Source organism: Moorena sp. SIO1F2 (assembly GCF_010672755.1).
GTDB lineage: Bacteria > Cyanobacteriota > Cyanobacteriia > Cyanobacteriales > Coleofasciculaceae > Moorena.
Window position 1 is genome coordinate 1 of sequence record NZ_JAAHFV010000210.1, and the last position, 11,344, is coordinate 11,344.

Here is an 11,344-nt window from a genome sequence, read left to right on the forward strand (position 1 = left end):
AACGGACATAGCCTTCACCAGCCTTGCCAAAACCAGCTCCTGGAGCAGCAGCCACCCCGGTGGCTTCTACCAAGCTAGTACAAAATTTTACTGAGTTCCCTGCCCAAGGTTCTGGCAATTTTGCCCAGACATACATAGTGGCTGATGGCACTGGCACTGACCAACCAATGCGGTTTAAAGCATGGACAAAGGCATCCCGCCGCTGTTGATAGGTGGTGACTACAGGTTTAACAATGTCTTGAGAACCATTCAACGCTGCGATCGCACCATTGAGAATCCCCCTGTATTGGTTAAAGTCAATTGCCGCTTTTACCTGCCGCAACGCTCGAATCAATTGAGCATTACCGATAGCATAGCCAATCCGGAAGCCTCCCATATTGTAAGACTTGGAAAAGCTAAAAAACTCAATCGATACAGTCTTCTCTGGGTCTGCTTGCAAAACTGAGGGAGCAACAGAGTTGGGATTGAGGGTTTCTGGGATTTTCCCGATCTGCTCGCCATTGCCTCTGGTATCTTCAAAAACGATATCAACGTAGGGAAAATCGTGAACTAATACCAGGTTATGGCACTGACAAAATGCCACTGCTTCCTTAAAAAAAGACAAGGGTGCGATCGCAGTAGTGGGATTATGGGGATAACTCAACACCATCATCCGTGCTTGAGCTAGCACTGCCTCGGGGATATCCTCAAATACAGGCAAAAAATTGTTTTCTGCCAATAGGGGCATCGGATAAATCTGACCACTGGCTAGGTGGACACCACCGGCATGGGAAGGATAGCCTGGGTCTTGTAGCAGAGCAAAATCCCCCGGATTAAGCACAGCTAAAGGTAAATGAGCTGTGCCTTCCTGAGAACCAATCAGTTGTAGCACCTCAGTTTCTGGGTCAACCGGAATACCAAATTTTTCAGTATACCAGCTAGCTGCTGCCTGACGAAACGCTCTAGTACCATGAAACAGCAAGTAACCGTGAGTGCTGGGCTCATACAACGAGGCTTCAATCGCAGCACACACATGGTTGGGAGCTGGTAAATCGGAAGACCCTAAGGATAGGTCAATGATTTCTTTCCCAGCAGCTGCCAACGCTTTGGCCTGATCCATATCGGCAAATACATTTGCTTGCAGGGGTTGTAAACGTTGGGCAAACTGCATTTTAAAAATTCTCCGGGAAATTCCCCCACCGCCGCGTAGCAGGTGGGGGATGGATAGCGAGCATGGTTTGTGGTACAATTATATTAGAATTCCTCAATTGTAATAGTGCTCAAGGCATACAAGTTCAGACTATACCCAGACAACAGTCAGCACATCGCTTTAGCTCGTAGCTTTGGCTGTGCTAGATGGTTTTGGAATTATGCTCTTACTTTGTGTCAACAAACCTATCAAGATACGGGAAAAAGCTTATCCAGAGCAGCAATACAGGGACTGTTACCGGGTCTCAAAAAAGAGTACGAATGGCTCAAAGATTGCTATTCTCAATGTCTTCAGTTTGTAGCCAATAACTTATCAACCGCGTTCAAAAACTTCTTTGATAAACGAGCTAAATACCCTCGATTCAAATCAAAGAAGGGAAGGCAAACAGTGACTTATCCTCAACATTTCCACATTGAGGGAGATTACCTGAAGCTTCCAGGAAAAGTGGGTAAAGTTTACTGCCGTCAGCATCGTCCCATTGAAGGAGAATTGAGATCGGTAACAGTCTCCATGAATCCAGATGGTAAGTACTTTGCCTCAATTCTAGTTGAGGATGGAATTGAACCTCAACAACCTAACAGCCTTGGCCTTGCTATAGGTATTGATTTAGGATTGACTCATTTTGCGGTCACTAGTGAGGGTGAGAAGTATGATAATCCTAGACATATTGCTCAACACGCCAAGAATTTGAAGCGTAAGCAACAAAGTTTATCTAGGAAACAAAAAGGTAGCAAAAACCGAAACAAAGCCAGAATAAAGGTAGCCAAAGTTCAAGGTTTTATTGCCAGATGTAGAGAGGATTTTCTGCACAAACTATCCCGCAAGATAGTTAACGAAAACCAAGTTATTGTGGTGGAAAATCTCAATGTTAAAGGCATGGTTAAAAATCCTAATTTGGCTAAAGCCATTAGTGATTGTGGCTGGGGAATGTTCACAACAATGCTCACCTACAAAGCTGAATGGGCAGGGAAAATCTACGTTGAAATTGACAGATGGTTTCCATCATCGAAGCTTTGTCATGTTTGTGATCATCAACAGGTCGAGATGGACTTGTCTGTTAGAAATTGGACTTGTCCTTTTTGTGGCACTCACCATGATAGAGATATCAATGCTGCTATCAATATTAGAAATCAAGGCTTGCGGATATTGGAGTTAGGAACTAGCTCTACTGCCCTTGGAGGGGACGTAAGACAACCTGGGAAAACTTCTGTTGTCTCAGATGCAGTCCCCCATGAATTGGGAAGCCCCCGATTACGCGCAGCGTGTCGGGGGTAGTTCACTCTTAGTCTTTTTCTTTTGTCTATTCAGAGCTGATTCGTAAACTCGCTGTAATCTTTGTAGGATAAGGCTTGCGCTAAAATAGAACAATTGAACTATTTAATACCCAAAAGACAATCATAGCAATGCTTTCAGACTTCTTAAGATTTCCTTTACAAATCAGCTCTCATGCACGAGACTTTCCCATCTGCGCTGGCATTGCTCCCATTGCCCCTTACTGTCCTAATTTAAATTCTCATCCAGCATAGTTTTCAATTGAGCTTTGGTAATTGCTCCCTCATGGGATTTGGCCAGCTCACCATTTTTAAACAGTCTTAGAGCAGGGACACCCTCTACCTTGCACTTGGCAACGGCATCTTGATGTTGGTCTACTTCCATCTTAATGACTTTTAAGCGATCGCTATAATTTTTAGCAACCCAGTCCACTGATGGCGATACTAAGCGGCATGGTCCACACCAAGTTGCCCAGAAGTATACCAGTACTGGCTGCTGGGCTTTTAAAACTTCAATTTCAAAATCTTTATCTTCGATTGTAATCACATTACTCACAACGGTATCCCCTCAAAAGACTAGATTAGACTGCATTGACATAATCTATATATTAATTGCTTGAACTTCCCCCCAGCTCAAGCATGGGGGATTATAAACAATTGTTACGAGATGGGCGTCGAGCCGCATCTGGACACGTTGAGTATAGAATATTTTACTATGACTGAAAACATCATACCGTTTGCACCAGATCAAAACTCCCTTGTCAAGGAAGTTTAAATCAAGCCGTCGGAGTTCTCAGCCTTTATGGTTTATCGGCTTTTCTAAAATCGAAATTTATACAATTGCACAAAAATTTGCACAAAAAAACGGGTTAACCCGCTATACAATTGGTCAACCCGTGAGCTTGGGAACGCCTAAATGGACTACTTTTGTAGCACCAACTTAACGTTGGCATTGTTTAGCCCACGCTGCTTGACTTCTGCCAAGGTCTTGTTAACGGCATACTTCTGGTTGATGGAGTTGATCAACTCGGTTTGGTTGTGCTTCTTAGCCACACCCCAAAGGTCAGCAATCAGGTCAAAGGTGCCATCACTGTTGCGAGACCAACCTAGATCATATTCGCCTTCGAGAACGGCAACCAAGTCAGCGCGAACTCGTTGACCATTGTAGCCGCGAACATCAGCTTCTGTCTTAACATTGATTCCCAGGTCACACAGGGAAGTCTTCAGGATTTCGGCATCGGAGATTTTAGTGCGCAGAGTGCTAAAGTGAGACATGTGGATTTCCTCCAGAAAAGGTATCAGAGAAACGACAACGTAGCATTTTACTTTTATTGCTAGCCGCCCTCAACAATTACAAGCGGCTACTTATCAAACTGCTAGCAATGATGTTTTGCTAGCCTTTACTCCTGTTGGGAGCAGGAGAAAGCCTGTTAGAACTCCATACGCTGATATTCAGCTAGGGAGGATGCAGCAGGTCGCGCGCGTTGCCTAGCCCAGTCCCTCAGGGCTGCAACCTGCTCTGTCATCGTGCGCGATAGAGGCTGAGTTGATTTAATCGCGGCAATAATATCCAGTTGAGTAAACTCCCGGTCTTGAGCAAATGCCTCGTACATGGCTGCCACCATAGCTTGCTCAATCTCAGCCCCAGAAAAACCTTCAGAAACCTTAGCTAACTGTTCAATGTCAAAGCGGTCAATATCTCCACGCCGCTTTTTCAGGTGAATTTCAAAGATTTGCTGGCGTTCTTGGGTGTTGGGTAAATCAACAAAAAATATCTCATCAAAACGACCTTTGCGCAGGAATTCTCCTGGTAGGCGCTCCACTCGGTTTGCTGTCGCCATCACAAAGACTGGTGAGGTTTTTTCTTGCATCCAGGTCAGGAAAGAACCAAATATCCGACTTGAAGTACCCCCATCAGAGTCAGAAGAACCGCTGCTACCAGCAAACGACTTATCAAGCTCATCTATGAAGAGAATAGCTGGAGAGATTGATTCTGCCGTCTTCAAAGCATTGCGTAGGTTAGCTTCCGAGCGCCCTACCATCGAGCCATCGTATACTCGCCCCATATCCAGGCGCAATAGTGGCAGACCCCATAAACGAGACGTAGTTTTGGCAATTAGAGATTTACCACAGCCAGGAACCCCTAGAATCAACATTCCCTTCGGTTGAGGCAAACCATATTCTCTCGCCCTCTCGGTAAAGGCATTAGAGCGCTGCTTCAGCCAACGCTTCAGTTCCTCTAACCCTCCTATAGAATCGAGGGTTTCATCTTCTTCGATATAATCTAGGATCCCGTTGCGGCGGATGATCTGCTTCTTCTCGGATAGAACAATATCGACTTCAGCTTCGGTGAGACGACCAGCTTTAACGTAGGCTTTGCGATAAACCTTCTCTGCTTCATCGCGGGTCAAGCCTAATGCTGCTTTGAGCAGCTTTTCCCTAGTTTCTGTAGTCGTTCGGCGAGTTTTACTCTGATCCAGTTGGTGGGATAGGACTTGGTTAAGTTCCTTAAGGTTTGGTAGGGGAAAGTCAAGCACAACCACTTCCTTTTCCAACTCAATAGGAATCTGCTGCACCGGGGACATTACGATGATAGACTTTTTAAGAGACTTCTTTGCTTCCTCCCTAAAGCTTGCCATCGCATCCCGCAACCATCGGGTAGTTGCTGGTGCATCTATAAAGGGATGTAAGTCCTTAAAGATGTATATACCAGGCTCTTTTTGTTGAATTACCCACTGAACTGCTGCCTCAGGAGAGACCGTATTGTGCTGAGTGGTGTGGCGTGATTGACCATACTCAACAATCCCGTGAGTGACGGTCCAAACGAAGACTCGTTGCTGTTGAGACTTCCTTTGAGCAATCATTGCTATTGCCCTCTCTGCCCGCTCCTCCTCGGGAGTCACGAGGTAGATTAGAGGATATTGAGCTTGAATGAGAACGTTTATCTCTTCTTGCATAACTCTACCTAATATTAGAGACGGCTTACAACTGCCCAAACATCTTCAACTGAACCACTGAGCTAACTAAGTGTGCTCTGCGAGTAGATTAATTTGTCTACCTTAACTTTGGCTACCTTAACAAGGAACCAATTCCTCTTCTCCGTGAGAATCGGTACTGGAGCATACTTTTGCTGTTACCTTTTCTACTGGGAGTTCTTCCGATATCACACCAGGTTGGTTTTTCAGAGCAACTAATTTTCCCTCTGAGAGAACCAAGTCACTATAACACTCAGGACAGGGGTATACTTTATGGGTTTGTCCATATTGGTCTACCTCTTCAACCACATCTTGATGTTCTATGTAGAATATAATCGCCCTCTCAACCATAGCTGACATTGATTCAGAATCAACAGCCGCTTTAATTTTGAGCCGGCGGTGCAATCCTGGTGGAAGATAAAGAGTAACTTTTTGCTTGTCTTGCATATATTTTTTATATCGTTGTACCCGGGTATGTATTTAACCTTATCGGCTTCCTCTCTAGCTGTCAAGACATTTAGCTGGTATAACCGCAAAATTGTTACATTACTTAATAATCTTACGGAAGGATGGATAAGGAATAGCATAAGGCGCGCCTGTAGTTGGCAACGTATGCAGCACGAAAAGGGAGCGATTGTGAAGCAAAAGACTTTCTCGACAGGGCTTACAGCGATGCAGCAAGGGAACAGGGGAGGCAGCGCCGACCTGCGGGGGTTTTCCCCGGAGACGAAACCTGATTACGTTGAGCCTTTATAGTTGATAGGCTATGCAGATGCATGGTTAAAACTTATTGATTAAGGCGAGCCTGTCTTACGGTAACTTCAAACCACTCGGGCTTTGCATGGCTGACAGGTGTGGACCCTTGCCTGGGCACACAGAACCCAAACCATCAGGAACTGCATCCAGAGGCGCGACAATCACGCGAATTTAATTCGACAACTGTAAGCGCACCTAACAAAAGCTGTTATGGGTAGGTTTTTTCCTTAAGGATGGAAAGGATGGTTTTATTACAGGTAATGACGCATTAATGACATAATTATGAATTATATAGCCACAATATCAACGCGCTTAAGCTAATTAAAAACAGCTAAAAGTATCATAAATAACGATTAAGGACTAACGACTAAGGCATTACCTTCAATCCTCCACGACATATCAGTTGTCCAGTTGTGAGGGTAAGTTCCTGAAGCTCCACCTCTGGTCCTAAATTGATTAGAAAGCCATCTAAGCTAATAGGGGGGGCATCATGATCTATCTGAACTTGCAAGGGGTTCAGTTCGAGTTGGTTGGGGGTCGCCAGTTGGATACCAGCACGAATTACTATCAGCTGGCTAGCAACATCAGGATTAGTTGAAATGCCTCTTAAGGTCAGCTGTCCTATATTGATATTAATCTTTTGCCAGCGTATTTGTGGCGGTTTTGGGTCGTTACCGGGTTGAATGATATCATCTGATTTGAGGAATGTATATAATAACTCCGTCAAAGCGTTAGATAACAAGGGTGCTTCAAGAGATGATTGCAGGTCTGGTTCTAGGAGTAATAGGTGACCCACTACGGGAACTGGTTCTAAAAGACGTAGGGGTTTACCCTTAATTATCTGACCCAGGTTGAGTCTAATATTACTGCCTTCGAGCTGAATTTGGCTTAGATGCAGTCCTTGATAAACTGCTTGGTTGGCAGCAAGGGCAACCTGAGGAATGTAACCAGTCAGGATTTGGCGATCGCATCCTACAATGCTTAGTTGCAATGTAGCAACTTCCTCTACTTGCGATCGCAGCCACAGCCGTAGCGCTGGGGAAATAACTTTGCTGATAATCTGACTTGGCTTTTGCTTCGAGGTTTTGGGAGTTTTAACCAAAAGAACACCTTCTTGTACTATTTGTACATAGTATTTTTGTACATAGTATTTTGAAGTCGTTGTCTAATGGAAATCAACTCCTGGGCACACTATAAGCATAAGACAAACTAGATTCAGCATCACCATAGTCCAGAAGACAAAGCTAAAGCCAAATGTTGGGTCATGGAGGAAAGAGTACAAAAAATTCTTTCACAGTGGGGTATTGCGTCACGGCGTCGAGCCGAGAAGATGATAGCCGCAGGACAAGTGCGCCTAAATGGTACGACTGTACATTTGGGGCAGAAAGCTGATCCAGAAACAGATGTAATCGAAGTGGATGGCAAACCGATCAACCCCTATCACCGACCTCAATCTATCTACCTTTTACTGAACAAGCCTGCTGGAGTAGTTTCCACTTGCCGAGATTCCCGTAATCGTCCGACAGTAATTGACTTATTACCGGATAAACTAACCAAGGGTCAGGGGATTCATCCTGTAGGAAGGCTGGATGCCGATTCTACAGGTGCATTACTACTGACCAATGATGGTGAGCTAACATTTCGCCTGACCCATCCTAGTCATCACATACCTAAGACGTATCAGGTTTGGGTACGGGGTAATCCCCCAGAATCGGTACTGCAAACTTGGCGTGAAGGTGTTAATCTGCTGGGTAAAAAAACGTTACCCGCTCAAGTTCGTGTACTTAAGCGTAAGGGTCAATCCACACTTTTGGAGGTAGTCTTAACGGAAGGTAGAAACCGACAGATCCGTCGTGTTGCTCAACTCCTAAGCTATCCAGTGATTCATCTACATCGTACTGCTATTGGCCCGATTAAATTAAATCTACCAGGAGAGCCAATTCTTCCTTGTGGTGACTACCGTGCCTTGAATGATGTAGAGGTGAGTTTTATTACCAGTAAATCCACCATTGTTCAGTAAAAATGCCAGCAGATGTCGAGGAGTACCGTGTATGAATGAAAACAAAGTCCCGTTGCAGCAACAACAAGAGAAGAAGCTGGCAGAAATGGGTTCATATCTGTGTCAGTTACGTACTCAACAGTGTAAAACCATTGAGGAAATTGCCGCTTGCACCCGAATTAATGCACGATTTTTGAGGGCAATAGAGCAAGGCAAGCTAGACCAATTACCAGAACCTGTGTATGTTCAAGGGTTTATCAAGCACTTTGGGGATGCACTAGGCTTAAATGGAGACGAGTTTGCCAAGGCTTTTCCCACTGGGGTAACTGTAAAAAGGTCAAAACTTTCCTGGGGTAACAGTTGGGTTCCTCAACTGCGACCGTTTCATCTTTATTTGTTCTACATTTGCTTGGTTATTAGTTCAGTGAGTGGCTTATCTGTCCTAATCAACCCTTCTAAGCCACAAATAACTGATAAGGAACCAAACTCGTCTCCAGCTCAATCGTTACCGACACCCGGTAATTTAGATCAAACTAACTCGCAAGCCCAGTTAGCCTTAACCAAGATACCTTCGAGTCCAAATAAGCCAGTTCAGGTGGATATCACTCTCAAAGGTAGATCTTGGCTTCTGATAGTGGCAGATGGGAAGAAAGAATATGAAGGCATCCTAGAAGAAGGAACCCAGAAGACTTGGGTTGCTAACGAAAAACTATTTGTTAAAGCTGGCGATGCTGGGAATGTAATCGTTGAGTTCAATAACCAACAGGCAAAGCAGATGGGGGCTCCTGGTGCAGTAGAAGCATTAACCTTTGCCGCTAAACCTAGACCCTCTCTCCAGTAGTCAAGCTTTCTAGGGGAAAAGGATTAAACTAATCAATATTAAACATTAAAAAAGCAGATAATTGGGAGCAAAAACCTATAGATTTTAATAAAAAAATCACAACCTATATTATTTCAAATTCAAAATATATGTATAAAAACCAATGCTGATTGACCATAACACCAAACAATTGTCGGCTCTCTTTCCTAATGTTACCTGTTAACTTTGTTAATCAATTAAAGTTGAACATATCAACTTAAAATACTATAGCAACGACTTAACTTATATAAAGCCCAGTTAATCCCTTGTATATAATAGGATTGTGATTTGACGATTGTAAATTAATAATTAACATTTGTCAAATTATAAACAACCAATAATGACTTAAGTAGGATTAATCTTAATAGGATTAATTGTTAAAACTATTCGAATATAATATGACTAGGCTTAATAGTCAGAACTGACGGGAGCACGACCGTAAGTGTGAGTGAGGATTTTGAGGCGATTAGCCAATTCTTCACTCAACGCATTCGGTCGATAGCGCCATTGCCAGTTACCTTCCACGGTACTGGGAAAATTCATTCGAGCATCTGTGTCCAGACCTAAAATATCTTGCACAGGAATAATCGCTTGGTTGGCAATACTACTGAGCGCTAATCGGATTAAATCCCAATGGATGCCTTCTTCGCTAACTGGTCCACAGTAATTAATTATAATCTGCTTATCTTCAGCAGAGAGTTTTTTAAACCAACCTACTGTTGTGTCATTATCATGGGTACCAGTGTAAACCACACAGTTGCGGACATAGTTAAACGGTAAGTAAGGGTTACTTGATCCCCCACTAAAGGCAAACTGTAAAATTTTCATACCAGGAAACTGGAACCGTGAGCGTAATGCTTCTACTTCTGGAGTGATGATCCCTAAATCTTCGGCAATAATTGGCAAATTTCCCAACTTGTCTTGGAGTACTTCAAAAAATTCTTTTCCTGGTGCCTTAACCCATTCTCCAGTGATGGCAGTTGTTTCTCCTTGCTTGACTTGCCAGTAGGCTTCAAATCCCCGGAAATGGTCAATCCGCACAATGTCTACATACTCCAAGATGGTTTGGAAGCGTTGTATCCACCATCGGAAGTTATCTGCCTGTAACTGTTTCCAGTTGTATACTGGATTACCCCACAACTGACCTGTGGCACTGAAATAGTCCGGAGGCACCCCAGCCATGAGTGTGGGTTCGCCAGTTTCGTGATCAATGGCAAAGATTTCCCGATGAGCCCAGACATCAGCACTATCGTGAGCCACATAAATTGGAATATCACCAATAATCTGGATCTGGTGATGGTTGGCGTACTGTTTGAGAGCTGACCACTGGCAGAAAAACTCAAACTGTAGGTATTTGTAGAAATAAATTTCATCCTGCAATTTCTGCCGCCAATACTCAACTGCTTTGGGTTGAGCCATAGCAATGTCTCGTTCCCAAGTATGCCAGCTACTCTGGTCAAACCCATCACGAACAGCCATAAATAAAGCATAGTCTTCCAACCAGCTGGCTTTTGCTTGACAAAATTCTGTAAATTTTTGGTGCTGTTGGGGTGAGGCGTTGGCACGGAAGCGATCGCAAGCTTGGTACAACAGGGGCATCTTTGTTTGAATTACCTGATCGTAATCCACTGAGTCAAGGGGAAACTCTGGTAGATTGGCAAAGTCTTCATCCTTGAGCAGTCCCTGCTTTTGCAATTGTTCTGGGCTAATGAGCAGGGGATTGCCTGCCATGGCTGAGTAAGAGTCATAGGGAGAGTTACCATACCCAATCGGACCAAGGGGCAATATTTGCCAGTATTGCTGGGCGCTTTGTGCCAAAAATTCAATGAATTGATAAGCCTGTAAACCTAAGTCACCAATACCAAAGGGACTAGGTAGGGATGTCGGATGGAGCAAAAGACCACTAGATCTCGGAAAAGGCATAAAAAAGCAATCAACAATAGTAAGTAAGCCTTACCAAAAAAATTTGGGTTTAAAGCCCCGTCCTTTTAGGACGGCTTTAAGCTATAATTTATGGTAGCGGTAAAGCGCATATATAAAAAGCGTAGTCGGTCTAGCGGACAGCTTCTGATCCGGAACCCTGGTAGCAAAAATCCTAAATCTTGTACAAATTTGGAAGCTGTAATAAGAGAATTTAAAAATCTCTGCCGGTGCGCTTTGTGTAGGCGAAATGAACTACCCCGCCCTGTAGAGGGACGGGGTTTCAGCAGACCCGTCTGATGAGCGTGATTTTTGACGCTTCATCTTCCCTAGTTGCTTCATCGATCCAGTATGCTTACTGGTCTTTGAAGTAGA

At 44.0% G+C, this 11,344-nt stretch carries 10 protein-coding genes; 3 read left to right on the forward strand and 7 right to left on the reverse strand.

The genetic code is table 11. The features are described from left to right. Nucleotides 1-1,150: LL-diaminopimelate aminotransferase (locus F6J94_RS21755; protein WP_293044076.1), on the reverse strand; the 1,150-nt coding region annotated here is incomplete at its 3' end. 105 nt (nucleotides 1,151-1,255) lie between these two features. Between F6J94_RS21755 and tnpB the strand changes: the two genes are divergently transcribed. Continuing rightward, nucleotides 1,256-2,464 (forward strand): IS200/IS605 family element RNA-guided endonuclease TnpB, encoded by a 1,209-nt coding sequence (gene tnpB / locus F6J94_RS21760; protein ID WP_293021012.1) that lies wholly within the window; start codon nucleotides 1,256-1,258, stop codon nucleotides 2,462-2,464. A 225-nt stretch (nucleotides 2,465-2,689) separates the two neighbouring features. Here tnpB and F6J94_RS21765 read toward each other — a convergent pair whose 3' ends face one another. From F6J94_RS21765 to F6J94_RS21785, 5 genes are all read right to left on the reverse strand, one after another. Continuing rightward, nucleotides 2,690-3,016 (reverse strand): thioredoxin domain-containing protein, encoded by a 327-nt coding sequence (locus F6J94_RS21765; protein ID WP_070394815.1) that lies wholly within the window; start codon nucleotides 3,014-3,016, stop codon nucleotides 2,690-2,692. 365 nt (nucleotides 3,017-3,381) lie between these two features. Then, the gene (locus F6J94_RS21770) at nucleotides 3,382-3,735 is read right to left on the reverse strand and encodes a DUF1257 domain-containing protein (RefSeq protein ID WP_075902645.1); all 354 of its coding nucleotides are present in this window, start codon (nucleotides 3,733-3,735) and stop codon (nucleotides 3,382-3,384) included. A 155-nt stretch (nucleotides 3,736-3,890) separates the two neighbouring features. After that, nucleotides 3,891-5,417: an AAA family ATPase gene (locus tag F6J94_RS21775; RefSeq protein ID WP_293021007.1), complete on the reverse strand. Its 1,527-nt coding sequence runs from the start codon at nucleotides 5,415-5,417 to the stop codon at nucleotides 3,891-3,893. Nucleotides 5,418-5,534: 117 nt separating this feature from the next. Then, the gene (locus F6J94_RS21780) at nucleotides 5,535-5,882 is read right to left on the reverse strand and encodes a hypothetical protein (RefSeq protein WP_293044078.1); all 348 of its coding nucleotides are present in this window, start codon (nucleotides 5,880-5,882) and stop codon (nucleotides 5,535-5,537) included. Nucleotides 5,883-6,558: 676 nt separating this feature from the next. Further along, the gene (locus F6J94_RS21785) at nucleotides 6,559-7,293 is read right to left on the reverse strand and encodes a DUF2993 domain-containing protein (protein ID WP_293044080.1); all 735 of its coding nucleotides are present in this window, start codon (nucleotides 7,291-7,293) and stop codon (nucleotides 6,559-6,561) included. Between the two features lie 162 nt (nucleotides 7,294-7,455). Between F6J94_RS21785 and F6J94_RS21790 the strand changes: the two genes are divergently transcribed. Beyond that, nucleotides 7,456-8,211 carry a pseudouridine synthase gene (locus tag F6J94_RS21790; RefSeq protein WP_366514191.1) on the forward strand — a complete coding sequence of 252 codons (756 nt, stop codon included), beginning with the start codon at nucleotides 7,456-7,458 and terminating at the stop codon, nucleotides 8,209-8,211. Nucleotides 8,212-8,242: 31 nt separating this feature from the next. Beyond that, nucleotides 8,243-9,031: a RodZ domain-containing protein gene (locus F6J94_RS21795; protein WP_293044082.1), complete on the forward strand. Its 789-nt coding sequence runs from the start codon at nucleotides 8,243-8,245 to the stop codon at nucleotides 9,029-9,031. A gap of 426 nt (nucleotides 9,032-9,457) precedes the next feature. Here F6J94_RS21795 and malQ read toward each other — a convergent pair whose 3' ends face one another. Beyond that, on the reverse strand, nucleotides 9,458-10,972 hold the full coding sequence (gene malQ / locus F6J94_RS21800; protein WP_293044084.1) for a 4-alpha-glucanotransferase: 1,515 nt from the start codon (nucleotides 10,970-10,972) through the stop codon (nucleotides 9,458-9,460). Nucleotides 10,973-11,344: the final 372 nt, after the last annotated feature.

Coding starts and splice junctions, on each gene's coding strand:
- F6J94_RS21795 (WP_293044082.1), top strand. CDS start 8,243: ATGAATGAAAACAAAGTCCCGTTGCAGCAACAACAAGAGAAGAAGCTG.
- F6J94_RS21780 (WP_293044078.1), bottom strand. CDS start 5,882: ATGCAAGACAAGCAAAAAGTTACTCTTTATCTTCCACCAGGATTGCAC.
- F6J94_RS21775 (WP_293021007.1), bottom strand. CDS start 5,417: ATGCAAGAAGAGATAAACGTTCTCATTCAAGCTCAATATCCTCTAATC.
- F6J94_RS21770 (WP_075902645.1), bottom strand. CDS start 3,735: ATGTCTCACTTTAGCACTCTGCGCACTAAAATCTCCGATGCCGAAATC.
- malQ (WP_293044084.1), bottom strand. CDS start 10,972: ATGCCTTTTCCGAGATCTAGTGGTCTTTTGCTCCATCCGACATCCCTA.
- F6J94_RS21790 (WP_366514191.1), top strand. CDS start 7,456: ATGGAGGAAAGAGTACAAAAAATTCTTTCACAGTGGGGTATTGCGTCA.